General features: G+C 61.8%; 23 protein-coding genes. 7 read left to right on the forward strand and 16 right to left on the reverse strand.

Annotated elements, in window-relative coordinates; all coding sequences use genetic code 11:
- Positions 1-65: 65 nt before the first annotated feature.
- Both ACA054_RS21945 and ACA054_RS21950 read right to left on the reverse strand, forming a co-directional pair.
- Positions 66-815, reverse strand: a complete 750-nt coding sequence (locus ACA054_RS21945; protein ID WP_497686133.1) for a TerC family protein — start codon at positions 813-815, stop codon at positions 66-68.
- A gap of 29 nt (positions 816-844) precedes the next feature.
- Positions 845-1087, reverse strand: a complete 243-nt coding sequence (locus tag ACA054_RS21950; RefSeq protein ID WP_497686134.1) for a hypothetical protein — start codon at positions 1085-1087, stop codon at positions 845-847.
- A gap of 257 nt (positions 1088-1344) precedes the next feature.
- Between ACA054_RS21950 and nhaR the strand changes: the two genes are divergently transcribed.
- Entirely contained in the window at positions 1345-2244 is a 900-nt protein-coding gene (gene nhaR, locus ACA054_RS21955) for a transcriptional activator NhaR (protein WP_497686135.1), read from the forward strand.
- 4 nt (positions 2245-2248) lie between these two features.
- Here the strand turns inward: nhaR and ACA054_RS21960 are convergent, their stop codons facing one another.
- Entirely contained in the window at positions 2249-3403 is a 1155-nt protein-coding gene (locus ACA054_RS21960) for an MFS transporter (RefSeq protein WP_497635705.1), read from the reverse strand.
- 449 nt (positions 3404-3852) lie between these two features.
- On the opposite strand from ACA054_RS21960, the gene sstT reads away from it, so the two are divergent.
- Positions 3853-5085: a serine/threonine transporter SstT gene (gene sstT / locus ACA054_RS21965; protein ID WP_497686136.1), complete on the forward strand. Its 1233-nt coding sequence runs from the start codon at positions 3853-3855 to the stop codon at positions 5083-5085.
- A 203-nt stretch (positions 5086-5288) separates the two neighbouring features.
- Here the strand turns inward: sstT and ACA054_RS21970 are convergent, their stop codons facing one another.
- The 13 genes from ACA054_RS21970 to ACA054_RS22030 form a co-directional block, all read right to left on the reverse strand.
- Positions 5289-5798 carry a DUF1993 domain-containing protein gene (locus tag ACA054_RS21970; RefSeq protein WP_497686137.1) on the reverse strand — a complete coding sequence of 170 codons (510 nt, stop codon included), beginning with the start codon at positions 5796-5798 and terminating at the stop codon, positions 5289-5291.
- Positions 5799-5872: 74 nt separating this feature from the next.
- Positions 5873-6748, reverse strand: coding sequence for an SDR family oxidoreductase (locus tag ACA054_RS21975; protein ID WP_497686138.1), 876 nt, complete (start codon positions 6746-6748; stop codon positions 5873-5875).
- Positions 6749-6900: 152 nt separating this feature from the next.
- On the reverse strand, positions 6901-8049 hold the full coding sequence (locus ACA054_RS21980) for an acetyl-CoA C-acetyltransferase (RefSeq protein ID WP_497686139.1): 1149 nt from the start codon (positions 8047-8049) through the stop codon (positions 6901-6903).
- Between the two features lie 171 nt (positions 8050-8220).
- Entirely contained in the window at positions 8221-9276 is a 1056-nt protein-coding gene (locus tag ACA054_RS21985; protein WP_497686140.1) for an acyl-CoA dehydrogenase family protein, read from the reverse strand.
- Positions 9277-9286: 10 nt separating this feature from the next.
- Positions 9287-10453 carry an acyl-CoA dehydrogenase family protein gene (locus ACA054_RS21990; protein ID WP_497690356.1) on the reverse strand — a complete coding sequence of 389 codons (1167 nt, stop codon included), beginning with the start codon at positions 10451-10453 and terminating at the stop codon, positions 9287-9289.
- A gap of 10 nt (positions 10454-10463) precedes the next feature.
- Positions 10464-11219 (reverse strand): enoyl-CoA hydratase family protein, encoded by a 756-nt coding sequence (locus tag ACA054_RS21995; protein WP_497686141.1) that lies wholly within the window; start codon positions 11217-11219, stop codon positions 10464-10466.
- 30 nt (positions 11220-11249) lie between these two features.
- Positions 11250-12317, reverse strand: coding sequence for an NAD(P)H-dependent flavin oxidoreductase (locus tag ACA054_RS22000; RefSeq protein WP_497686142.1), 1068 nt, complete (start codon positions 12315-12317; stop codon positions 11250-11252).
- Positions 12318-12319: 2 nt separating this feature from the next.
- Entirely contained in the window at positions 12320-13192 is an 873-nt protein-coding gene (locus ACA054_RS22005; RefSeq protein ID WP_497686143.1) for an enoyl-CoA hydratase, read from the reverse strand.
- A 23-nt stretch (positions 13193-13215) separates the two neighbouring features.
- On the reverse strand, positions 13216-14004 hold the full coding sequence (locus tag ACA054_RS22010; protein WP_497686144.1) for a CoA-transferase subunit beta: 789 nt from the start codon (positions 14002-14004) through the stop codon (positions 13216-13218).
- A gap of 12 nt (positions 14005-14016) precedes the next feature.
- Positions 14017-14898 carry a CoA transferase subunit A gene (locus ACA054_RS22015; protein WP_497686145.1) on the reverse strand — a complete coding sequence of 294 codons (882 nt, stop codon included), beginning with the start codon at positions 14896-14898 and terminating at the stop codon, positions 14017-14019.
- Positions 14899-14909: 11 nt separating this feature from the next.
- Positions 14910-15800 carry a VOC family protein gene (locus tag ACA054_RS22020; protein ID WP_497686146.1) on the reverse strand — a complete coding sequence of 297 codons (891 nt, stop codon included), beginning with the start codon at positions 15798-15800 and terminating at the stop codon, positions 14910-14912.
- Between the two features lie 336 nt (positions 15801-16136).
- Positions 16137-17258 (reverse strand): LLM class flavin-dependent oxidoreductase, encoded by a 1122-nt coding sequence (locus ACA054_RS22025; protein ID WP_497686147.1) that lies wholly within the window; start codon positions 17256-17258, stop codon positions 16137-16139.
- A 136-nt stretch (positions 17259-17394) separates the two neighbouring features.
- Entirely contained in the window at positions 17395-18579 is a 1185-nt protein-coding gene (locus ACA054_RS22030; RefSeq protein WP_497686148.1) for an acyl-CoA dehydrogenase family protein, read from the reverse strand.
- Between the two features lie 380 nt (positions 18580-18959).
- Here ACA054_RS22030 and ACA054_RS22035 point away from each other — a divergent pair, with 380 nt between their 5' ends.
- The 5 genes from ACA054_RS22035 (at position 18960) to ACA054_RS22055 (ending at position 23981) form a co-directional block, all read left to right on the forward strand.
- Positions 18960-19475, forward strand: a complete 516-nt coding sequence (locus ACA054_RS22035; RefSeq protein ID WP_497686149.1) for a flavin reductase family protein — start codon at positions 18960-18962, stop codon at positions 19473-19475.
- A 9-nt stretch (positions 19476-19484) separates the two neighbouring features.
- The gene (locus ACA054_RS22040; RefSeq protein ID WP_497686150.1) at positions 19485-21164 is read left to right on the forward strand and encodes an FAD-binding protein; all 1680 of its coding nucleotides are present in this window, start codon (positions 19485-19487) and stop codon (positions 21162-21164) included.
- Complete coding sequence (locus ACA054_RS22045; protein ID WP_497686151.1) at positions 21152-21907, forward strand: glucose 1-dehydrogenase; 756 nt, start codon at positions 21152-21154, stop codon at positions 21905-21907. Before ACA054_RS22040 ends, ACA054_RS22045 begins: the two co-directional genes overlap by 13 nt.
- Positions 21908-21920: 13 nt before the next feature.
- Entirely contained in the window at positions 21921-23006 is a 1086-nt protein-coding gene (locus tag ACA054_RS22050) for a 2Fe-2S iron-sulfur cluster-binding protein (protein WP_497686152.1), read from the forward strand.
- A gap of 228 nt (positions 23007-23234) precedes the next feature.
- Positions 23235-23981: an SDR family NAD(P)-dependent oxidoreductase gene (locus ACA054_RS22055; protein WP_497686153.1), complete on the forward strand. Its 747-nt coding sequence runs from the start codon at positions 23235-23237 to the stop codon at positions 23979-23981.
- The last annotated feature ends 26 nt before the right edge of the window (positions 23982-24007 follow it).

Below are 24007 nucleotides of genomic sequence, written 5' to 3' on the forward strand. Positions count from 1 at the left end.
CAGCATTCGGTCATCAAAAAAAACGGCCGCCTGGACTCCAGGCGGCCGTTTCGTTTCAGCGAGGGTCAGGCTTGAGCGCTAACCCGCTTCTGCCTTGCCCGCCGGGACATCATGTTCAGCATTTCGATTGCTGCCGAGAACGCCATCGCGGCATAGACGTAGCCCTTCGGTACGTGGGCGCCGAAACCTTCGGCGATCAGCGTCATGCCGATCATGATCAAGAAGCCCAGGGCCAGCATGACCACCGTCGGGTTGTCATTGATGAACTTGGCCAACGGATCAGCCGCCAGCAACATCACCAGCACCGACACCACTACCGCAATGATCATGATCGGCAAATGCTCGGTCATGCCGACAGCGGTAATGATGCTGTCGATGGAGAACACCATGTCCAGCATCAGGATCTGCCCGATCGCCGCGGCAAAGCCCAGGGTCACGGTCGAGGTAGCCGACTTCGGATCGTCTGGCGCCGGATCCATGCTGTGATGGATCTCGGTGGTGGCTTTCCACAACAGGAACAGGCCACCAGCGATCAGGATCATGTCCTTCCAGGAAAACGCATGACCGAAAATCTCGAGCACCGGTGCCGTCAGTTGAACAATGAACGCGATGGTGCTGAGCAAGCCCAAGCGCAGGATCAAAGCCATGCCGATACCGATGCGCCGCGCCTTCTGCCGATGCTGCTCGGGCAGTTTGTTGGTCAGGATCGAAATGAAGATCAGGTTATCGATGCCGAGCACGATTTCCATCACCACCAGGGTGGCCAGGGCGACCCAGGCAGTGGGGCTGGCGGCTAACTGTAAAAGGTATTCCATGGGTCAGTCCTGACTCGCTGTAAGACGGTTTAGATTTCCTGGGAGGAAGAATCAGATTTTTCCGAATCTTTTTCCGATGATTCTTTTTTACTGATCAGCCCGCCGGTGGCATCGCTGAGCGCTTGCTCGGCGGCCTTGTGGGTGTCGTCGATTGCTTGCTTGGCGCTTTCGGCAGCCTTGCCCATCAACTGCTGGGCGCTTTTTTCTGCCTGGTCGCAACCGGCCAGAACCAGTAAAGACGTGATCAGCAGTGCCGTGGCTTTAAATTTCATTGTGTATTCCTCGATATAACGAACGCAGCCGAAACGATGGCCCGTTGATAGCGAGGGATTCTAGGGAATCCAATACTTCAGGAAAATTCGTATTTTTAGCGGTTATACTTCGGTTTTATCGAATCCAGGCTTTCTGCTTTGTGTAGGAGCTGCCGCAGGCTGCGATCTTTTGATGTTGCTCATGTGCGCCAAGATCAAAAGATCGCAGCCTCGTTTCACTCGACAGCTCCTACCAGCTCCTACAGGGGACCGTACTTATGTTGAATTATCGACAGCTGCACTACTTCTGGGTGGTAGCCAAGACTGGCAGCATTGTGCGCGCCTGCGAGCAACTGAACCTGACGCCACAAACCATCAGCGGGCAGATCTCGCTGCTCGAACAAACCTATGGCATCGAGTTGTTCCGCCGGGTTGGCCGGCAGCTTGAGCTGACGGAGGCGGGGCGACAGACCCTGCCCTACGCCGAGCAAATGTTTCAGCTGGGGGGCGAACTGGAATTGATGTTGCGGGCGCAGCCCAATGAGCAGCAGATCCTGTTTCGCGTGGGCGTGGCCGACGTGGTACCCAAGTCCATCGTCTATCGCCTGATCGCGCCGACCATGGAATTGAATGAGCCTTTGCGCATCACCTGCCGCGAAGACAAGCTTGAGCGGCTACTGGCCGATCTGGCCATCCAGCGCCTGGACCTGGTGATTTCCGACAGCCCGATGCCGTCGCACCTGGACATCAAGGGCTACAGCCAGAAACTCGGTGAATGCGGAATCAGTTTCTTTGCCACGGCCGAACTGGCGGCGCGTTACGGCAGGGATTTTCCCCGCAGCCTGCACGGCGCACCCCTGCTGATTCCCGGGCCGGAAACCGTGGTGCGCAGCCGCTTGCAGCGCTGGTTCGCCGAGCAGCAGATCCAGCCGCAGATCGTCGGTGAGTTCGATGACAGTGCCTTGATGCAGGCTTTCGGCCAGTCCGGCAGCGGAATTTTCATCGGCCCGAGCGTGATCGCCGACGAAGTGCAACGCCAATGCGGCGTGCAAGTGATTGGCCAGACCGACGCGGTCAGCGAGTCGTTCTACGCCATTTCGGTGGAACGCAAGGTCAAGCACCCTGGCATTGTCGCCATTACCGAAGGTGCCCGACGCGAGTTGTTTACCGAACTGTGACGCCTCAGGCGCAGACTTCGCGGGGCTTGAAGGTCATCAACGCGATGGCCAACAGGATCGAGGCCAGGATAAAAGCGGCCGCCGCGAAACCGAGGCCTTGCAGGCCAACACTGTCGATCACCCGCCCGCCGACCATGGCCCCCAGGCCAATCCCGAGGTTGGCTCCGGCAATGTTCAGCGACGCGGCGAACGCCGGTGCTTCAGGCGCGGCTTTCATCAAGCGCACGTGGCTGACCAGGAACATCGCCGCCTGCGTCACGCCCCAGATGCCCATCGCCGCCGCCAGACCGAGAGGCGAATGAATGTTTGGCACCAGCGCCACCAGGCCGGCGATCATGAATGCGCAGAACATCATCGAAGCCATCAGCGGATGACGGTCCACCGCGCGACCACCCAACGAGTTACCGATCAACCCGACCGCGCCGAAGCCCATCAGGCACCAGCCGACCACCGTGCCGTTGAACCCGGCCAGGCGCTCAAGGATGTCCGCCAGATAGGTGTAGGCGGTGAACATGCCGCTGAACACAATCACCGACAGCAACACGTGACCGATCATCAACGGGCTGCGCAGGATCTTGAACTGCGAACGAAAGCTGACCTGATGCTGGTGCAGGTTCGTCTTCGGCAGATAGATAAACAGCAGCAACGCCTTGGCGAAGGCGATGACCGCAAGAATGGCGAAAGCACTGCGCCAGCCGAACGCATCGGAAATCAACGTACCAACCGGAATGCCGAACACCGTGGCACAGACAATGCCGAAGCCGATCTTGGCGATGGCACGTCCGGCGTAATCCGGCCCGACAATATCGACCGCTGTTTCACTGGCCAAGGCCCAGAACACCGGCAACCCCAGCGCCGGAATCAGCCGCGCGAACGCCATTACCCAGATATTCGGCGCCAGTGCCGCCAGCGTGTTGGCCAGACCAAACATGATCAACACCGAGATAAACAGCTTGCGCCGTTCGAAGCGGGCGAAGTACGCCGTGAGAAACGGTCCGAACGCAGCAACGGTAAAGGCGAACAGGGTCACCAGCAACCCCGCTTGCGGGATGCTGACGTCAAGATCACGGGCGATCGCTGGTAACAGGCCGACGATGACGAATTCCGTGGTCAGCACCGTGAATCCGGCGGCAGACAACAGAAGGATGGGCAACAGCATGCAAAACTCCAGAAAACGAGAACACCAGCGATAGCCCGAAGGCCCACTGGCAATATGAAAATGAGGATGGCGAATCTTAACAGAGTGATTGCGGATGCGGTTGCACGAACCTGCAATTCGCGTTGAATGCCAGGGTGGCAGTTCGTCACAGGTCTGAAGGATCGTGCCTACGCTGTGATAAAGTCCGCGCCCTGCAAAACGTACACCCTGTGATCAATGCCGATCATTCAAGGGGCAACCTGTGGGAGCGAGCTTGCTCGCGATGGCGGCCTGTCAGACAACGAAAGTGTCGACTGTGCCAGCGTCATCGCGAGCAAGCTCGCTCCCACAAGGAATGCGGCGTTCTACACCGTGTGCTCCCCTCTCGGTTTCCCGTCTGCGGCCTGCCCTGCTTGTTGCTGCAACTACGACGAAACCATGCACTTATAAAAAATCAGAGATGCCGTTCTATGACCGCTTCATCCCCTTCTCTTTTGCAACGCCTGAAACGCCTGAGTCTGGTCACGCAGATCGTGATCGGCCTGATAGCCGGTATTGCCCTGGCCTTGCTCGCGCCTGAAACGGCGAAGTCCACGGCGTTTATCGGTAAAGTTTTCGTCAGCGCGCTGAAAGCGGTCGCGCCGATTCTGGTGTTCGTGCTGGTCATGGCCTCGATCGCCAACCACAAGCACGGCCAGGAAACCCACATCCGGCCGATTCTGTTCCTGTATCTGCTGGGGACTTTTGCCGCCGCCGTGGTCGCGGTGGTTGCCAGCATGATGTTCCCGTCCAGCCTGGTGCTGTCGACCCATGACGTTGCGGTGACCGCGCCGGGCGGGATTGGTGAAGTGCTGCAAAGCCTGCTGCTGAGCGTGGTCGACAATCCGGTCAGCGCGCTGATGAACGCCAACTTCATCGGCATTCTGGCCTGGGCTATCGGCATGGGCATCGCCATTCGCCACGCGGGCGACACTACTCGCGAAGTGCTGGGCGACCTGTCCAATGGCGTGACGGTGATCGTGCGTCTGGTGATCAGCTTCGCGCCGCTGGGGATCTTCGGTCTGGTGGCCTCGACCCTGGCCACCTCCGGTTTCGGTGCGTTGATCGGCTACGCCCACCTGCTGGCCGTGTTGCTCGGTTGCATGCTGTTCGTGGCGCTGGTGATGAACCCGCTCATCGTGTTCTGGAAACTGCGCCGCAACCCATACCCGTTGGTGCTGATGTGCCTGCGCGAGAGCGGCATCACTGCGTTCTTCACCCGTAGCTCGGCGGCGAACATTCCGGTCAACCTGGAACTGAGCAAGCGCCTGGGTCTGCATGAAGACACTTACTCGGTATCGATTCCGCTGGGCGCGACCATCAACATGGCCGGTGCAGCCATCACCATCACCGTGTTGACTCTGGCGGCCGTGCACACGCTGGGGATCGCCGTGGACATTCCCACCGCCATTCTGCTCAGCGTCGTTGCGGCGATCTGTGCCTGCGGTGCTTCGGGCGTGGCTGGTGGTTCGCTGCTATTGATTCCACTGGCGTGCAGCCTGTTCGGCATCCCTAGCGAAATCGCCATGCAGGTGGTGGCGGTTGGTTTCATTATTGGTGTGTTGCAGGATTCGGCGGAGACGGCGCTGAATTCGTCTACCGATGTCCTGTTCACCGCAGCCGCTTGCCTCGGTGAAGAACAGAAGGCCCAAAGATTGGCCTAACACCGAGGACCCTGTGGGAGCGAGCTTGCTCCGGGCGGCGTTCCGACGATAGCGTTTTATCATTCAACAAAGCTGTCGACTGACACTCCGCCATCGCGAGCAAGCTCGCTCCCACAAGGATTGATGGTGTAGCTGAAAAAAGCGTACAAATGAAAAAGCCCCCGCAACCAAAGGCTGCGGGGGCTTTTTTGTACCTGGGCGGTTTAGAACGCGCCCATGTAATCGCGCTTGCCCACTTCAACGCCGTTATGACGCAGCAGTGCGTAAGTGGTGGTGACGTGGAAGAAGAACTGCGGCAGGCCGTAGGTCAACAGATAAGCCTGGCCGGAGAAGCGCTTCTCTTTCGGCGTGCCCGGACGGGTGACGATCTCGATGCCTTCCTTGCCATTGATCTGCTCAGGCGTGAACTCGCCGATGTAGGCCAGGACCTTGGCGATCAGCGCCTGCAGTTCGGCGAAGGTGGTTTCGCTGTCGTCGTACTTCGGCAGTTCGACTTCAGCCAGACGCGAGGAAACGCCCTTGGCGAAATCAACGGCGATCTGCACCTGACGCACCAGCGGGAACATGTCCGGGTACAGACGGGCTTGCAGGAAGGCGTTCGGGTCGATGTTCTTGGCGGTAGCGTGGGCCTCGGCTTTTTTCAGCACGTCGCTCAGGGCGTTGAGCATTTGCTGGAAAACAGGAACGGAGGCGTCGTACAGGGCAATGGTCATGGCAGTCTCGTGTGATGACAGGAGGGAACGTGGGCCGATTATAGCCACCCGCGCCCTCCCGAGACCGTTCTTTTTCAGCTGCCGTACACCTTCGCCGCCGGAACGGCCTCGGTCATCAACTGTGCAATCGCATGACCCATCTCGCCAACCGCCCAACGGCCCTTGCGGTCCAGCTCCGGGCCGCGGCGCCAACCGTCGGCAATCGACAACTTGCCGCCCTCGACTTCGAACATCTGCCCGGTGACCTCGGCGGAAGCTTCGGAACCGAGCCACACCACCAGTGGCGCGATGTTTTCCGGGGCGAAGTAATCGAAGCCTCCTTCAGGCTTTTTCATGGTGTCGGCGAACACCTGCTCGGTCATGCCGGTGCGCGCGGCCGGGGCCAAAGCGTTGACGGTAATCCCGTAGCGGCGCAGTTCAGCGGCCTGCACCAGCGTCAGCGAAGCAATACCGCCCTTGGCCGCCGCATAGTTGGACTGGCCAATTGAACCCTGCAAACCGGCGCCGGAGCTGGTGTTGATGATCCGCGCATCGACCTTCGCGCCGCCCTTGGCCTGTTCACGCCAGTACTTCACGGCGTGGCTGGAAATGCAGAAATGGCCCTTCAGGTGCACGGCCACCACGGCGTCCCAGTCGGCTTCGGTCAGGCTGGCGAACATGCGGTCGCGGCAGATACCGGCATTGTTGACCACTACGTTCAGACCGCCAAATGTTTCAATCGCCTGGCGCACGATCAGCGCCGCCGAGTCATAGCGGGTGATGTCGTCGCTGTTGGCCACTGCGCTACCGCCCTGGCCGAGGATTTCGCCGACCACAGCCAGCGACGCTTCGCGGTTGATGTCGTTGACCACCACTTTCGCCCCTTCGGCAGCGAAGGCCAGCGCGTAGGCGCGGCCCAGTCCGCCGCCGGCACCGGTGATGATGACGACGCGGTTTTCACAGATTTTCATGTTGCTGCTCCACTCAAATTCTTTACTGGGCGACACATCTCCCTGTGGGAGCGAGCCTGCTCGCGAAGAGGCCGGCACATTCAAAATTGATGTTGCCTGTCATGCCGCTTTCGCGAGCAGGCTCGCTCCCACAGGATCGGTGAGCTTGCTGATTACAAACGTTCGATGATCGTCACGTTGGCCTGGCCGCCGCCTTCGCACATGGTCTGCAGGCCGAAGCGTCCGCCGCTGCGCTCCAGCTCATGCAGCAGGCTGCACATCAAGCGGGTGCCGGTAGCGCCGAGCGGATGGCCGAGGGCAATCGCGCCGCCGTTGACGTTGGTCTGTTCGTGCGGATAGCCCGTCTCTTTCAACCAGGCCATGGCCACCGAAGCGAAGGCTTCGTTGATTTCCACGCGGTCGATGTCTTCCAGTTTCATCCCCGCGCGTTTAAGCGCGTAGGCCGTGGCCGGGATCGGCGCGGTGAGCATCCAGATCGGGTCTTCGGCGCGCACGCTCAGGTGATGGATACGCGCACGGGGTGTCAGGCCGTAACGTTTAAGCGCCGCCTCCGAGACGATCAGCATCGCGCTGGCCGCATCGCAGGTCTGGCTGGATACCGCGGCGGTCACCCGGTCGCAACCGAACAGAAACTCCAGCTCGGCCATTTTCTCCAGGCTGGTCTGGCGCGGGGTTTCGTCATGCCGTACACCGGCCAGTGGCACGATCTCGCGGTTGAAGCGGCCTTGCTCGATGGCCTGTAAGGCACGTCGATGGGACTCCAGCGAATAGGCTTCAAGTTGCGCCCGGGACAGGTCCCACTTCTCGGCGATCATCTGCGCCGAACGAAACTGCGTCGGTGGTTGCGCGCCATAGCGTCGTACCCAGCCTTCAGAGCCGCTGAACGGATCGGTGAAGCCCAACGGTTCGGCGGCGATCATTGCCGAGGAAATCGGGATCTGGGTCATGGTCTGCACACCACCAGCAATCACCACATCCTGCGTGCCGCTCATCACCGCTTGTGCGGCGAAGTGCACCGCTTGCTGGGACGAACCGCACTGCCGGTCGATGGTGGTGCCAGGTACCGATTGTGACAAACCGGCGGCCAGCCAACTGGTGCGGGCAATGTCCCCGGCCAACGGGCCGATGGTGTCGACACAGCCGAAGATCACATCGTCGTAATCGTCATCGGGAATGTCGTTGCGCTCGACCAGTGCACGCAAGACATGGGCGCCCAGGTCGGCGGCGTGAATCTGGCTCAGACCACCCTTGCGCCGTCCGATGGGCGTGCGCAGGGCGTCGACAATATAGGCTTCAGGCATGGTCTACCTCGGTGAAGAAACTGAAATCAGGCATTGAAGGTGACAAAAACCTGTGGGAGCGAGCCTGCTCCGGGCGGCGTTCCGACGAATTCGTCAGTTCAGTCGACAAAAATGTTGAATGTGCTGCCGCCTTCGCGAGCAGGCTCGCTCCCACAGGGGGTTCGTCACGGATTAGAACGTACTGCCCGCACCTAGCGCGGATTGGCCATCGAACAGCGCCGCGCGAATCCGCCCTTTGTGGTGACCGCGATCACCCCAGACCTTGTCCAGCGCCCAGGCGCGTTTCATGAACAGATGCAGGTCGACTTCCCAGGTGTACCCCATGGCGCCGTGGGCCTGGATGGTGTTCTTGGCCGCGAGCATGGCCGCTTCCGCCGTCGCCAGTTTGGCGTGTGACACGAACACGTCCTGCCCCGGTTGTTGCTCGGCGATGGCATACGCGGCGCGATACAACGGGCCTTTGGCGAACTCGATCTGCACCGCGACGTTGGCCATCAAATGCTTGACCGCCTGGAACGAACCCACCGGTTTGCCGAACTGCTTGCGCTCGAAGGTGTAGTCCACCGCCAGGTCGACCATGCGTTTGGCCAGCCCCAGCAACTGCGCGGCACTGGCGAGGGCGCCACGGTTGAAGGCATCGGCCCACAAACATCGGCCCTGTTCACCACTGGCGACACAGGTGGCCGGTGTCGGCGTCCATTGGACCTGAAACAACTGCCGGCTCGGATCGACCGATTCATTGCGGGTCAGGCGCACGGCATCACGCTGCAGCGCATGCACCTCATCGCCATTTGCCAACAGCAGCAGATCAGCAACATGGGCATCGCTGACCAGCGGATTACCCGGTTCAGACACCGCGAGACGTGCCTGGCCCTCGGCAACTCGCGACAGCCAAGTCTGCTTGAGCGGGGCATGTTGCTCGTCCAGTGCGGCAAGCATCGGCACGCCGATCAGCATGGTGTCCACCAGCGGCTCGGGCAGGCCGGCGTACCCGCACTCCTGGGCAATCAGCACGAAGTCCAGCTCATTCATGCCCATGCCATCCTGCGCCTCGGGCACGGTCAGGGCGCTCAGGCCGAGTGCCACCAGTTGCGCCCAGAGTGGGTCACTGCGCCCGCTGTCGCTCTGCCACAGTTCGCGAATGCGTTCCGGAGTGACTTCGTTGATCAGGAAGCTGCGGACGTTGTCCTGAAACAGCAATTGGTCGCGGCTGAAACTAAAATCCATGGTCTGTTCCTCAGGCGCGCGGCATGCCGAGCATGCGTTCGGCAATGATGTTGCGCTGGATCTCGTTGGTGCCGGCGTAGATCGGCCCGGCCTGGGCAAACAGGAAACCTTCCAGCCAATGGCCGACGTCGCCGGCAGCGGGAGCCTCGGGCAGCAGCTCGCCACGCAGGCCGAGGATGCTCATGGCGGTGTCGTGCATGCGCTGGTCTAGTTCCGACCAGAAGATCTTGTTGGTCGACGACTCCGGCCCGATCTTGCCGCCCTGCACCAGTTGCGAGGCGGTCATGTAGGTGCTCAGGGTGTAGGCCTCGGCATCGAGCCAGGCGCGCATCACCGCTTCGCCAATGGCCGGGTCGCGGTCGGCCTGCTCGCGGTTGGCCTGGTACAGCTGCACCAGTCGCTTGGCGGTTTCCTGAAAACGTGCCGGTGAGCGCAACAGCAACCCGCGTTCGAACCCGGCGGTGGACATCGCCACATGCCAGCCCATGCCCTCGCCGCCGAGGGCGTTTTCCACCGGGACCTTGACGTCGTCGAAGAAGATCTCGGCGAACCCCGGCAAGCCATTGAGTTGCGGGATCGGCCGCACGGTGATGCCCGGTGTATTGAGCGGCAGCAGGATGAACGTTAGCCCGTTATGACGCTGGGACTGCGAGTCGGTACGAAAAATACCGAACGCCCAATCCGCCCACACCGCGCGGGTCGACCAGGTTTTCTGGCCGTTGATCACGTAGTGGTCGCCCACTCGCTCAGCCTTGGAGCGGATCGCCGCCATGTCGGAACCGGCACCCGGCTCGGACCAGGCCTGGGCCCAGATATCTTCGCCAGTGGCCATGCGCGGCAGAAAACGTGCTTTCTGCTCTTCGCTGCCGTATTCCATCAACGTCGGGCCGAGCAGGAAGATACCGTTCTGGTTGACCCGTGCCGGCGCCCCGCAACGGTAGTATTCCTCTTCGAAGATCAGCCACTCGATCAGGTCGCAACCGCGCCCGCCGAGTTCGGTCGGCCAGGTGACCATGCCCCAACGGCCTTCATTGAGCTTGGCCTCCCAGGCGCGGTGCTGGGAAAAACCAAGCTCTGTGTCGAACGATTGCAGCGGTTCACTCGGTACATTGGCCGCCAGCCAGGTCCGCGCATCAAAGCGAAAGGCCTGCTGGGCCGGGGTATAGGTCAGGTCCATGGATATGCCTTCAGCCGTTGAATCGGGCATCGCGTTTCTCGACGAACGAGTCGCGTGCTTCCTGAGAGTCCAGTGAGCGATAGGCTTCGAGGGTGAAGCCCTGCTCCCAGCGGTACTTGTCTTCGAGGTTGCCGTCTTCGATGCCCGTCAGCGCTTCCTTGGCCAGGCTGATCATGCCCGGGCTCTTGGCGGCGATGGTGCGGGCGATCTGCAACGCGGTTTCGCGCAAGTCTTCACGCTTGACGACTTGTTCGACGGCACCGAGGCGCCAGGCTTCGGCGGCGCTGATCGGCTCGCCGGTGAAGTACATGTGGCGGACTTTCTGCACCGGGAACAGCCGCTGCAAATGCGCCCCGCCGCCCATGGCCCCGCGATCCACTTCCGGCACACCGAAGGTCGCGCACTCGGAAGCGACAATGATGTCGGCGGCGCCGCAGATGCCAATGCCACCACCCAACACAAAACCGTGTACGGCCACGATCACCGGTTTCGGGTTGCGGTGGATGGCCTTGAAGCTGTCGTAGTTGCCCTTGTTCACCGCGACGATCAGGTTGCCGTCAGAGGCCAGTTCCTTGATGTCGACCCCGGCGCAGAAGCCGCGCCCTTCGGCCCGGATCACGATCACCCGCACCTCGGCGCTGCGACCCAGGCTTTCGATTTCGCTGGCGATGTCGGCCCAGCCCTGGCAGTTGAAGGCGTTGACCGGTGGCCGGTCGAACACCAACTCCGCAATGCCGTTATCGATACTCACGCTAAATGGTTTCATGGTTTCCTTCCTTCACAATGCATGGCCCCTTCACGACACACGGCGGCACAGTTCGCCCAGACGCGCTTCGGCGTCGCGGACGATCTGTTCAATCAATTGGGCGCAGCTGGGCAAGCTGTCGATGGAGGCCGCGATCTGCCCGGCGGGCAATACGCCTTCGGCCGGTTGCCCGTCGACCATGGCTTTCTGGATGACCATCGGCGCGTTGGCAGCCATGATGCTTTGCGCGGCGGTCAGCTCCCCGGCGCCGCGCATCTTCAAGGCGCTGCCGAGCAGTTGCGTGAGGCTGGCGCCGGTGTGGCGGCGGTAGGCCAGACCACTCTGCAACGCCAGCAACAGGCGCTTGAGGCCGCCGCTGTTTTCCAGCTGGTTAAGCAATTCGTTGCGGATCATCCGTTGCGGCATGCCGTCGATGGCACGACTGATGATGATCGCCGCCGGGTCCTTGACCGCCAGGTAACGCGCCAGCGTCGCTTGCGGCACCGGGCTATCGGCGCACATCAGAAAGCGCGTGCCCATGGCGATGCCCTCGGCGCCGTAAGCCAGGGCCGAAACCAACCCTTTGCCGTCCTTGAAGCCACCGGCTGCCACCACCGGCACCGATACCGCGTTGACCACTTGATCCAGCAGCAGCGAGGTCGGCACGGAACCGGTATGCCCACCCCCCTCGCCGCCCTGCACGGTCACCGCATCGGCACCCATTTCCACGGCTTTCTGCGCGTGCTTGAGGGCGCCAACCGTGGGAATGCACACCACGCCGGCGTCCTTCAAGCGGCTGATCATCTGCTTGCCGGGCGACCGGCTGTAACTGACCGCCCGGACTTTGTGGCGCAACACCAACTCGACGATCTCGCCGGCATTGGCCTGGTACATGTGGAAGTTCACACCGAACGGCTGATCGGTCAGGCGCCGGGTTTCGATAATCGCCGCTTCCATCTGCTGCGGTTCGATGGTCGCCCCGGCGAGAAAACCGAAGCCACCGGCATTGCCCGTGGCCGCCACCAGTTTCGGGTCGGCGACCCAGCCCATGGCGGTCTGGATGATCGGGTAGCGGCAACCGAGCAGTTCGGTCAATCGGGTGTTCAGCGAGATCGCCATGCTCACGCCCCGCCCGTTTTGCGCTGGGAACTGGCCATGGCCTTGGCGTCGTAACCGCCGAGGCGGTCGCCGGACACCAGTTCGTTGTGGGCATGGGCGAAGTGATGCAGGCCGAACACCATGTCCATGGTCGCGCGCTTGCCCATCAGGTCTTCGGCGTTGTTCACCGCTTGCTTGCTCAGTTGCAGGCCCAGGCGCGGCATTTGCGCGATGCGCCCGGCGATGTCGAGAGTTTGCTGTTCGAGTTCGTCGCGGGCGACCACCCGGTTGAGCATGCCCATCTGATAAGCACGGGTTGCCGGCATGCGTTCGCCGAGGAACAGGAATTCCTTGGCGATGCGCGGATTGAGCTCATGCACGTGGGCGAAATACTCGACGCCGGGAATGCCCATGCGCACCACCGGATCGGCGAAATAGGCATCTTCACTGGCGACGATCAGGTCGCAGACCCAGGCCAGCATCAGCCCACCGGCAATGCACGCACCCTGGACCATGGCGATGGTCGGCTTGGGCATCTCGCGCCAGCGCCGGCACATGCCCAGATAGACTTCCTGCTCGCGGGCATAGAGAAACTCGCCGCCCGGTTTGTTCACATGGTCGTACCACAGGCTGGCGCGATCGAAGGTCTTGTCGACGTCGCGGCCCGGCGTGCCGATGTCGTGTCCGGCGGAGAAATGCTTGCCGGCGCCACGCAACACAATGACCTTCACTGCATCGTCATCGCAGGCCCGGCGAAACGCCGCGTCCAGCGCGTAGGTCATCTGCGAGTTCTGCGCGTTGTGGTACTCGGGGCGGTTCATGGTGACCAGGGCCACCGCGCCTTGCACTTCGTAAAGCACCACGTCGGCCTGGTTCTTATCGTTATGTTCAGCCATCACTTTTCTCCGCAACGCGTTGCTCAGCGTTGGCCTGGCGGGTTGTCTTTAAGTTGCAGGGCGCGCAGGTTGTGCGGGTCCAGGCGCTGGATCAGTTGCAACTGCTCGGCCGTCGGTGCTGCGGTGGTCGGGCAGTTGTCCGGCACATGCAATTCAAAACCGGTGTTGTCCTGGACTTGCGCCACGGTCACGCCGGGGTGCAGCGAACGAATGCGCATCTGCCGCAATGGCCCCTGAAAATCCAGGACACAGAGGTCGGTGATGATCAGGCGGATGTCGATGTCGTCGAGGGACCAACCGCGCGCCAGGCGGGCCGGGTTGTAGCCAACCGAGGCGACCATATCGACCTCGCCTTCGACGAACACCCGACGGTTATGGCTCGGCACGCAAAAGGAGTTGGCATGGCTGATCGAGTTGCCGGGAAAACCGCGCACACCGAGCATCTGCGCCTTGGGTTTGGCGTAGTCGCCGATGCAGGAAATGTTCGCCTGACCGAAACGGTCGATCTGGGTCGGGCCGACCAGTGCGTGGCGTTTGCCGCCCCAGACGTTGTCGAAAATCCGCGAAAATCCCATCCAGCTGTCGCGCTTGGGTTCGTAGCCATTGCGTGCACCCAACGGCACCGGTTCGGCGACCATGTAGGCTTCGGAGTCGGTCATCAACAGTTGCGGGTTGCTGGTCAGCATGGCCAGTGACGCGGCCAGGCGCGGGATCACGCCGATGCCGGACGCCAACACTTCGCCGTCTTCGCGCCAGGCTTCGGAGGCCGCGCAAATCATCAGCTCGGCGAGGCTGTAAGTAGTAGTGCTCATCGGAAGGCTTCCTTAGAAAATCGGCAACGGCAGTTCACGGATCGCAGCCAGGCCGCCGACCTTTTGCAGATACTGTTCGTGGGTGCAGGCGACGTAGTCGCGTACGTAACCTTCCCAGCCGTCGGCGGCCTGCACGGTGGCGTTGTAGGCCTTGAAGTGCGCGACGTCGAAACCGTACAGCGGCGCACACGAAGACGGATGCGCCCCGCCTGGCACGTGGGCCACGGCGGTGGTCAGGTTGCGTTCCCAGAACACTTGGTGCGCGTGGCTGGCATTGGCGTGGAAATAATCGCTGTCGACCAGTTCATCGCAGGTCACGTAGCTGTGGGTCGCGGCGCGCACGAACAGGTCGTCCATGTAGTGATCCGGGCCGCTGATCTGGCACACGCCACGTTTGTCGGCGCGATCGACGTGCACCAGCGCCGCGTCGAGTTTGAGCGCCGGCATCGCCACCCAATCCTTGCCATCGGCATACGGCGAGGCGATCAACTTGATCTGCCGGTTATGGCGCAGCACATCGGTGCCCAGGCCCACGGCGGTCGGAATGAACGGCACGTTCATAGCCGCCGCCCGCAGGCCAAGTAGCAACATGCCTTCGTCGATTTCCATCACTTCCAGCGCCGCTTCCTGGCGCGCCTTGCGGAAGTACGGCTCCAGCGGAATGAAGTCGAGGGAGACGAAAGCGAATATCAGTTTCTTGATCTTGCCGGCGGCGCAGAGCATGCCGACATCGGCTCCGCCATAGGCGACGACGGTGAGGTCCTTGAGGTCCGAGCGCAGAATCTCGCGCACCAGCGCCATCGGCTTGCGCCGCGGGCCCCAACCACCGATACCGATGGTCATGCCGTCACGCAGTTGGCCGACAATCTCGGCGGTGGTCATTTGTTTGTCCATCGTCTTGTTCCTCATTGGCGACCGACACTGAAGTCGTGGCCCCAGTGGCTGACCACGGTGCTTTCGAACGGCGTGTGGCGATCCCAGTCGACCACCAGGCCATCGCAGCCGTATTCCAGGTCAAACCCGGACGGGGTCTTGATATAGAAAGAAATCATCTGGTCGTTGGTGTGCTGGCCGAGGGTGGCCGACATTTTCACGCCGTTGGCGTGAACGCGGTCCAGGGCACGACCGACTTCATCCAGCGCATTGACCTCGACCATCATGTGCACGCAGCCGTGGGGCATCGGGCACTCGAAAATCGCCAGCGAGTGGTGGCGGCCGTTATTGCAGTGCAGGAAGTGAATGCGCTTTTGCGGCTCAGCCGGGTCCGGGGTGAAGCGGACTTTCATCAGGTCGGACAGGCCGAAACCCATCACTTGCTCGTAGAAGTCGCGGCAGCGCTCGAAGGCTGGCGCTGGCAGTACGACGTGGCCCATGCCAAGGTCGTTGGTGACAAAACCTTTGACCCCGACTGGCGAGACGAAACGGGCGAAGTCCTGTAATGGCCCCCAGAAGATTTCGTGCCGGTTGCCATCCGGGTCGGTGAAGTGCACCAGTTCCTGGACCTTGCGCAGTTCGGCTTCGGCCGCGCTGCCGCGAGTCACTTGTACGTCGGCCTGTTGCAGCTCGACAACCGCCTGTTCGAGGGCCGCTTTGCCGGCCACTTCCCAGCCGCAGGCACCAAAGCCGTTTTCGGCGTTCTTCTGTACCAGAATGCGGTAGTGGCGCTCGTCCATTTTCAGGTACAGAAGCTCATCGTCGCCGCTGACCATCATGCCCAGCACCTGACTTGCGTAGTGGCGCCATTGCGCCAGGTCGCTGGATAACAGGGTGACGTAACCCAGACCACGGATATCCATGGATGCACTCCTCGTTTTGCTCAGGCCGTGCCGCCCTTCGGCGGCTGCCGGGGGAGACTTTATGTGGGCCTATTCAAGCGGGTTCGGGGAGGGGCAACATCGTCCAATGGGACTAGCGGAATTGATTGGGGCGGGAATAAAAAAACGGGCCTTGGGGACCCGTTGGAAAGTTGGCCTGACGTCCATGCCAGGCCTGAAAAGCGATCAAACTGTGGGAGCGAGCCTGCTCGCGAAGGCGGTGTGTCTGGCAACATAAATGGTGAATGTGCCGACCTCTTCGCGAGCAGGCTCGCTCCCACAGGGGTGATGCGGTGTTCACGCCTTTAGCGTCAACTTTCAGCCCTTACGGAAGTGCGGAATCACCCTCTCGCCAATGTTCTTCAGGGTCTCCAGCTGCGCCCACTGCGGCACGGTGCCCATCTGGCAGATGAACAGGATTTCGTCGGCGCCGGCGTCGATCAAACGCTGCACATAATTGATGCAATCCTCGACCGTGCCGTAGGCATGGTTCGGGTTCATCATCGCCATGGTCGGGTCGGAGAAGTCGACGCTGACTTCTTCGGAAGCGAAGCGCGACTTGATCACGCTTTGGCCGTTGCCATCGACGAAGGTGTCGTCCTTCCACTTCTCCGGGTCCGGACGCTCGCCGCCGCCGTACCAGTAGCCCAACGATTCCATGAAGTAACGCTGGCCACGAATGCCGATGCGGCGCGCTTCTGCGTTGTCTTCCAGCACGATGGCCGGGCACAGCGCGGCGATGTGACGGTTGGGGCGGAAACCGACCTGTTTCTTCTCATCGCGATTGTCGTAGGCCTCGTGGTAGACCTCGACCTTCTTGGCGATTTCTTCCGGGCCACCGAAGCCCAGCACCAGTGCACCCATGCCGCGACCGCCGGCGTTTTTCAGCGAGTCGGTGTTGGTGCACGCCAGGTACATCGGCGGATGCGGATCCTGGTAAGGCTTTGGATGGATCGGGCGTTTCGGGATCTGCACGAAGTCGCCGTTGTGTTCGATTTCGTCCTGCACGAACATTTTCGGGATCAGGTACATCATCTCGTCGATCTGCGGCTGCAGGGTCGCCAGGTCGTAGCCGAAGGTACCGGCTTCCTGTTGAGTGCCGCCCTTGCCCACACCGAAGTGCACACGGCCCTTGGACAGCAGGTCGAGGGTGGCGATGCGCTCGGCGACTTTTACCGGGTGGTTCATCGCCGGCGGCAGGCAGACCACGCCGTGACCGATGCCGATGCGCTCGGTCTTGCCGGCGACGAAGGCCAGCATGGTTTCCGGGGCGGACATGTGCGAGTAGTTGCTCAGGGCCGTGTGCTCTACGCACCAGAAAGTGTCGAAGCCGAGCTTGTCGGCCAGCACCGCTTGCTCGACGGTGTCTTCGAAAATCTTGCGGTCGCCTTCGCGGCTGGAATCCACCGTCTGGGCTTCGTAAATCAGGGAAAATTTCATGGGTGATCCTTGTGCTTATTTGGATGCGCAGTCGGCGCCAGAGACCTGTGCCTTGCGCCCATGCTCGGGTATTGGCAGGGCGCTCGAATCACGCAAACGGACTAGCCGGCTTATAGTTAAAGAACCATGGGAATAGTCAGAGGAAAAAATCGCTGCTGTCCTGCCCCATGCTCACTCCGCCGAGATTCCAGGCGTACTTGGCCGGGCTGTTGGCCACGTGGGCGCGACCGGTGTGAATGTCGCGGAACGCCCGGTTGATCGGATGGCTGCGGAAAATCGTCGAGGCGCCGCTGTTGAACATCAGGTCGCCGGCGGCCTTGGCGCACTTGTCGGCCACCAGTGCGGAGTCGTACCGCATCTTCACTCGCTCGGGCATGCTCAACGGCTCGCCTTTCTGCGCCCGTTCCAGCATCAGCGCGAAGTTGCGATGCAGCACGGTCTTGCATTCGTCAACGCAAACCATCGCGTTAGCCAGTGCCGATTGCGCGGCCGGGTCCTGAACCATCTTGCGACCGTCGTTGACCCCGACCCGGGCGCGGTTGTGCTCGACAAACTGATCCACCGCACCCTGCAAGGCACCGATGGCCGAAGACGAAACGGCTCGCACGAAAATCTGTCCGAATGGCAGGCGGAACAACGGTGCAGTGTTCACCTCGTTGCCCGGACTGTTCTGCATGAACCCGTCGAGGGCGCGATGGGTGCGGTATTCCGGCACGAAGGCGTTTTCCACCAGAATGTCGTGGGAGCCAGTGGCTTCCAGGCCCATGACGTTCCAGTTGTCGAGGACCTGGTAGTCACTGCGCGGCACCAGGAACGTCCGGTAATCCGGCGCCCCGCCCGCCTCCTCCGGTGGCACCAGCGCACCGAGGAACACCCACTCGCAATGCTTGCTGCCGGAAGAAAAGCCCCAGCGTCCGCTCAACTTGAAACCACCGTCGACCCGCTCGACCTTGCCCACTGGCATGTAGGAAGACGAGATCAACACGCTGGAATCGTCGCCCCACACATCCTGGGCGGCGCGGTCATCGAACAGCGCCAGTTGCCAGTTGTGGATCGCCACCACACCGAGTACCCAGGCCGAAGACATGCAGCCTTCGGCGAGGGTCATCTGGACGTCGAAAAAGTCCTTGGGCTCCAGCTCAAAGCCTTCCCAGCGCGACGGCTGGAGGATGCGGAAGAATCCGGCGTCGTGGAAATCCTTGAGGGTCTCTTCAGGTAACTGCCCGGCTTGCGCGGCGTTGAGGGCGCGTTCACGCAGGATCGGTACCAGCTCGCGGGCACGTTGGCTCAGACGCTGGCGAATCAGGTCTTGGTTGAGCATTTTTATTGTTCTCCTTTGTTCACCCCATCCGCCGGGGCGCGCGTGCAACGGGGCGGGTGTAGCGCCCCTACGCTGGCATTCAAGCAATGCGCAACCGAGTGGACATCCCTCAAACGGACCATGTGGGGGGTTGGAAAACCAATTTGCCTGACAGGCCGCCATCGCGAGCAAGCTCGCTCCCACAGAGTTAACGGGTGCGTTCAATTTCTGTGGGAGACACAAATAACTGTGGGAGCGAGCTTGCTCGCGATGAGGCCGGCCCATTCGACATATATGTCAGCCCGCAGGCCGCGTCGGCCTAGTCCCCTCGGACGATGTTTGCGCTAGACGTCAGCGCAAGAATCCATCGCACTCACCCCCCAACAAAAAGGCCCAGTGCGATGAACGACGTCAATCTCAAAGCCGACATGCTCCAGGCCATGCGCCGCCTGGCCAAGTCAGTCACCATAATCAGCACCAGCAACGGCTCCGAGCGTTTCGCCATGGCCGCCACCGCTGTCGACTCCCTGAGCACCGAACCACCGTCACTGCTGATCTGCGTCAACAAGACCGCCTCACCCCACGCCGCACTGGCCACCGGCGCGGACTTTTGCGTGAACATCCTCGGTGTCGAACAACAAGACCTGGCGCACCTGTGCAGCGGTGCGATCAAGGGCGAAGCGCGCTTCGACCGTGGCAACTGGCTGACCAGCCCCGGCGGCATTCCTTACCTGGGTGACGCGCAGTCGGCGATCCTCTGCCGTCAGGACGGTCACTTCAGTTACGGCACCCACACCGTGTTCATCGGGCGCATCCTGCAGATCCATACCAGTGACGCGATCACCCCGCTGGTCTACCTCGACGGCAGCTACACCACCACCGCCAAGCCAACCCCTTCCTTTGCTGTTGCTGGCTGAGGCTTGAACATGGACGGCGTGAACGGGTTGACGGCGTTGCGAGTGAACAGCGCCGACCAGTTGCCATGGGATGACCGCTGCGACTTGTTGGTGGTCGGTTTCGGCGGTGCCGGTGCCTGTGCCGCCATCGAAGCGGCCAGTCGAGGCCTCTCGGTGCTGGCACTGGATCGCTTCGAAGGTGGTGGTGCGACAGCGCTCAGCGGCGGCGTGGTGTACGCCGGCGGTGGCACGCCGTATCAACGCCAGGCTGGCTACGAAGACACCAGCGACGCCATGTTCAATTACCTGCGACAGGAAGTCGGCGACGCCGTCAGCCTCGAAACCTTGAAGGATTTCTGCGAAGCAAGCGCCGAACAACTGGCCTGGCTGGAGCGTCAAGGCGCGGCCTTCGAAGCCAGCGTGCCGCCGCACAAAACCTCGTACCCAAGCGACCAGTACTACCTCTATTACTCCGGCAACGAAGCCGTGCCGGACTATGCCACCGCCGCCAAACCGGCGCCCCGTGGCCACCGCACCAAAGGTCCGGGCATGTCCGGCGCCAGCCTGTTCGCCCCGCTCAAGGCCAGCGCCCTGCGTCACGGTGCACGCCTGCGCAGCCAGTGCGAAGTGCGGCGACTGGTGCTCGACCTCGACGACAAAGTCCTCGGTGTCGAAGCCTGGCAACTGCCGTCGGGAAGCCGCGCCGCCAAACAACATGCGCGTCTGTCACGCTGGGCCGCCGCCATTCATATGTACGCGCCGGCACTGGCCGACCGCTTGCGTGCCCGTCAGCGCCGCATCGAACAGACCAGCGCCATTCGGCAATTGATTCGCGCCGAACAGGCCGTGCTGCTGAGCAGCGGCGGTTTTATCTTCAATCGCGATCTGGTGCGCCAACACGCGCCGCAGTACCTGGCTGGTCTGCCGCTTGGCGCCACCGGGTGCGATGGCAGCGGCATCGCCCTGGGCCAGAGCGCTGGCGGCAATGTGGCGCGGATGGACAAGGTCAGCGCCTGGCGTTTCATCAATCCGCCATTGGCGTGGGCGCGCGGGTTGATCGTCAATGCTCGCGGCGAGCGCTACGCCAACGAAGAAATCTACGGCGCGACGCTGGGTCATTCCATGGTGGAAGAACAGGAAGGTCGCGCCATTCTGATTCTCAACCGGGCCCTGGTGCGCGAAGCGCTGAGTCAGGTCGGTCCGGGCAAGGTCTGGAATTTCCAACGCTTGCCGGTTTTGCTCAATCTGCTGTTTAACGCCAAACGCAGCAACAACCTGGCTGATCTGGCCAAGCGCTGCAACCTGCCGACCGAACTGCTTCGGCAAAGCGTTGAACGCTATAGCCGCGCCGCACGCGGTGAAATCGCTGACGAGTTCGGCAAATCCACACCGATGCTCGCCAACCTCGAACAAGGTCCGTGGTACGCCCTCGACTTGTCTTTCGACAGCAAACTCTTCCCCTGCCCGGTCATCACCCTCGGCGGGCTGAAAGTCTGCGAGCGCAGTGGCCGGGTGCTGGACCACGCTGGCGCCCCCATCGAGAACCTCTACAGCGCCGGCCGCAATGCCGTCGGTGTCGCTTCCAACCTGTATGTCTCCGGCCTGTCCCTGGCCGACTGCATTTATTCCGGTCGCCGGGCTGCCGCCCACGTGGCCGACCAATTCGCACTTCAAACCGCACGATCAGGAGAACAACAATGCAACGTGTAGAAGGCAAAGTCTGCATCATCACCGGCGCCGCCAGCGGCATCGGTCGCGAAGACGCCCTGCTGTTGGCCCGCGAAGGCGCCAAAGTGGTACTGACCGACCTCAACGAAGACGCCGGGCGCCAGGTCGCTGCAGAAATCGGCGCCAACGCACTCTTCATCCGCCACGACATCGCCAGCGAAAGCGACTGGCAGCAGGTGGTCAAGACCACCGTCGAACACTTCGGCCGCCTCGACGTGCTGGTCAACAACGCCGCGATCCTGGCGTTGGGCAGTATCGAAGACACCACATTGGAGCTGTGGCAGAAGGTGCAGAAGATCAACGGCGACGGTTACTTCCTCGGCTGCAAATACGCGATCCAGGCGATGAAGGAAACCGGTGGCGGCTCGATCATCAACATGTCGTCGGTGGCGGCGTTGGGTGCGATGCCAATGTTCTGCGCCTACTCGGCGTCCAAAGGCGCGGTGGCGGCGATGACCCGTTCCGTAGCCCTGCACTGCAAGCAGCAGGGTTATCGCATCCGCTGCAACAGCGTGCACCCGGATGGCGTGAACACGCCGATGACACAGGCGCTGGCCGGTGGTCAGGCGATCCCGCAGGAAGCGCTGGACCAAGACCCGATGAACCGCATGGCCGCCCCACGGGACATTGCCAACGTGGTGCTGTTCCTCGCCACCGACGAGTCGCGGTTCGTCAACGGCGCCGAGATCCGTGTGGACAACGCCCAACTGATCAGCGGGCTCTGAGGCCGAGGTGAACATGGGCACGCAACAACAGAATCTGACACCGGCCGAATCAACAACGGGAAGCGTCTCCTTGCAAGTGTGCGCGGTGATCGACGAAACCGCTGATGCGCGCTCGTTGGTGCTGGATGTACCGCCAACCCTGCGTGAGCGCTTTCGCTACAAACCGGGACAGTTCCTGAGTTTTCGCGTGCCCTGTGCCGGCAAGGTGTTGACCCGCTGTTATTCCATGGCCAGCTCGCCGCTTGCGGATGCGCTGCCAAAAGTCACGGTGAAACGGGTCGACGGCGGTCGGGTGTCGAACTGGATGAACGAAGTCCAGGTCGGCGACTGGCTGGAAGTGCTGCCGCCGGCCGGGCTTTTCTGTCTCAACGAACGCCAGGCCGACAATGACCGGCCATTGGTACTGTTCGGTGGCGGCTCAGGCATCACTCCGGTGTTTTCCATTCTCAAATCGGCGCTGCACAACAGTCGACGGCCGATCAAATTGATCTACGCCAACCGTGATGAGGCCTCGGTGATTTTCAAGGACGAGCTGTGCCGGTTGATCAAGGCGCATCCTGATCAACTGCACGTGGTGCACGTCCTCGATTCGGTGCAGGGCTTCCTGACGGAGCATCAGGTCCGTCATCTGCTGCGCGGCTCGGCGGGTGGCGACTACTTCATCTGCGGACCTGGGCCGTTCATGGACACCGTCGAGCGCACGCTGCTGGCGTTGGGCGAGCCGGGCGAATGTATTCATGTCGAGCGCTTTGTCTCACCGCCGGATCCCGATGAACTGCTGGCCGAAGAAGCCGTGGCACGCGCCGCCGCCATGCAATCGCAATGCGAGGCGTTGATCGTCGAGCTCGATGGTCAGCAACACGAAATCGCCTGCCAGCCCGGCGACACCCTGCTGCAAAGTTGCAAGACCGCCGGCCTGGATGTGCCGTCGTCCTGTGAAGAAGGTTTTTGCGGGGCCTGCATGTGCGTGGTCAAGGAAGGTGAGGTCCAGTTGGCGCGCAACGATGTGCTCACGCCCAAGGAACTCGCCGACGGCTGGACCCTGGCCTGCCAGAGCCGCCCGACGGGTGCCCGAGTACGCCTGATATTCCCGGATTGAAGATACGCGTCCCCCTTGTAGGAGCTGCCGCAGGCTGCGATCTTTTGATCTTGCTTCTAAAAATCAAAAGATCGCAGCCTGCGGCAGCTCCTACAGGGGACATACGTTCACTTGAGACCTGGTCGATTGAGACGCTCTGTCGCCATAGTCTCAACGGACGATCATGTCCGGCCGGTCTGCGGTTAGACTCGGCCAGCATTAGCCCACAACAATAAAAGAGGTGCAGTTATGGCTCGTTTGCAGAATAAGGTCGCGGTGGTTACCGGCGGCGCTTCGGGGATCGGCCTGGCCTGCGTGCGCCGCTTTGCCGCTGAAGGCGCGCAAGTGGTCGGGTTGGACATCGGCAGCGCACCGGCAGACTTTCCCGGCCTGTTCATGACCCTGGATGTGCGCGACGAAGCGCAGGTGCAGCAGGTCATGCAAGAAGTCGTCAGCCACTTCGGGCGCATCGACGTGCTAGTTAACGCCGCCGGCGTCGCCGATCAGGGCAGCGTGACCCAGACCACCACCGCCAACTGGCAACGGGTGATGGACATCAACCTGACCGGCAGCATGCTCACCAGCAAATACGCGCTGGCGTCGATGGTTGAGCAGCGCAGCGGTTCGATCATCAACATCGGTTCGATCTTCGGCCTGCAAGCCTGCGACAACAACGTCGCCTACAACGTCGCCAAGGGCGGCATCAATCAGCTGACCCGCTCGATGGCCATCGACTACGGCCACGCCAATGTTCGCGTCAACGGCCTGTGCCCGGGCCTGATCGAGACGCCGATGACCAGCATGGTCCGCGAGCACGAAGCGTTCCACGCTTTCTTCGCCTCGCAACACATGCTCAGCCGCTCCGGGCAACCGGAGGAGGTCGCCAGCGCCGCGCTGTTCCTGGCGTCCGATGACGCGTCGTTCGTCAGCGGCCAGATGATCGCCGTGGACGGTGGTTTCTCCGCCGGCCGCCGTTTCGCCCCGCCCGCACAGTAACTCGCTATCCGGCCGAGCGCCCTGCC

This window comes from Pseudomonas sp. LBUM1653 (genome assembly GCF_059716115.1).

Excerpts from the sequence above, each read along its gene's own strand:
- ACA054_RS22040 (WP_497686150.1), top strand. The coding sequence starts at position 19,485 with ATGGACGGCGTGAACGGGTTGACGGCGTTGCGAGTGAACAGCGCCGAC.
- nhaR (WP_497686135.1), top strand. The coding sequence starts at position 1,345 with ATGTTGAATTATCGACAGCTGCACTACTTCTGGGTGGTAGCCAAGACT.
- ACA054_RS21950 (WP_497686134.1), bottom strand. The coding sequence starts at position 1,087 with ATGAAATTTAAAGCCACGGCACTGCTGATCACGTCTTTACTGGTTCTG.
- ACA054_RS22050 (WP_497686152.1), top strand. The coding sequence starts at position 21,921 with ATGGGCACGCAACAACAGAATCTGACACCGGCCGAATCAACAACGGGA.
- ACA054_RS22005 (WP_497686143.1), bottom strand. The coding sequence starts at position 13,192 with ATGGCTGAACATAACGATAAGAACCAGGCCGACGTGGTGCTTTACGAA.
- ACA054_RS21990 (WP_497690356.1), bottom strand. The coding sequence starts at position 10,453 with ATGGACCTGACCTATACCCCGGCCCAGCAGGCCTTTCGCTTTGATGCG.
- sstT (WP_497686136.1), top strand. The coding sequence starts at position 3,853 with ATGACCGCTTCATCCCCTTCTCTTTTGCAACGCCTGAAACGCCTGAGT.
- ACA054_RS22045 (WP_497686151.1), top strand. The coding sequence starts at position 21,152 with ATGCAACGTGTAGAAGGCAAAGTCTGCATCATCACCGGCGCCGCCAGC.
- ACA054_RS21985 (WP_497686140.1), bottom strand. The coding sequence starts at position 9,276 with ATGGATTTTAGTTTCAGCCGCGACCAATTGCTGTTTCAGGACAACGTC.
- ACA054_RS22025 (WP_497686147.1), bottom strand. The coding sequence starts at position 17,258 with ATGAAATTTTCCCTGATTTACGAAGCCCAGACGGTGGATTCCAGCCGC.
- ACA054_RS21980 (WP_497686139.1), bottom strand. The coding sequence starts at position 8,049 with ATGCCTGAAGCCTATATTGTCGACGCCCTGCGCACGCCCATCGGACGG.
- ACA054_RS21970 (WP_497686137.1), bottom strand. The coding sequence starts at position 5,798 with ATGACCATTGCCCTGTACGACGCCTCCGTTCCTGTTTTCCAGCAAATG.
- ACA054_RS22035 (WP_497686149.1), top strand. The coding sequence starts at position 18,960 with ATGAACGACGTCAATCTCAAAGCCGACATGCTCCAGGCCATGCGCCGC.
- ACA054_RS22010 (WP_497686144.1), bottom strand. The coding sequence starts at position 14,004 with ATGAGCACTACTACTTACAGCCTCGCCGAGCTGATGATTTGCGCGGCC.
- ACA054_RS22055 (WP_497686153.1), top strand. The coding sequence starts at position 23,235 with ATGGCTCGTTTGCAGAATAAGGTCGCGGTGGTTACCGGCGGCGCTTCG.
- ACA054_RS21995 (WP_497686141.1), bottom strand. The coding sequence starts at position 11,219 with ATGAAACCATTTAGCGTGAGTATCGATAACGGCATTGCGGAGTTGGTG.
- ACA054_RS21945 (WP_497686133.1), bottom strand. The coding sequence starts at position 815 with ATGGAATACCTTTTACAGTTAGCCGCCAGCCCCACTGCCTGGGTCGCC.
- ACA054_RS22015 (WP_497686145.1), bottom strand. The coding sequence starts at position 14,898 with ATGGACAAACAAATGACCACCGCCGAGATTGTCGGCCAACTGCGTGAC.
- ACA054_RS21975 (WP_497686138.1), bottom strand. The coding sequence starts at position 6,748 with ATGAAAATCTGTGAAAACCGCGTCGTCATCATCACCGGTGCCGGCGGC.
- ACA054_RS22020 (WP_497686146.1), bottom strand. The coding sequence starts at position 15,800 with ATGGATATCCGTGGTCTGGGTTACGTCACCCTGTTATCCAGCGACCTG.
- ACA054_RS22030 (WP_497686148.1), bottom strand. The coding sequence starts at position 18,579 with ATGCTCAACCAAGACCTGATTCGCCAGCGTCTGAGCCAACGTGCCCGC.
- ACA054_RS22000 (WP_497686142.1), bottom strand. The coding sequence starts at position 12,317 with ATGGCGATCTCGCTGAACACCCGATTGACCGAACTGCTCGGTTGCCGC.
- ACA054_RS21960 (WP_497635705.1), bottom strand. The coding sequence starts at position 3,403 with ATGCTGTTGCCCATCCTTCTGTTGTCTGCCGCCGGATTCACGGTGCTG.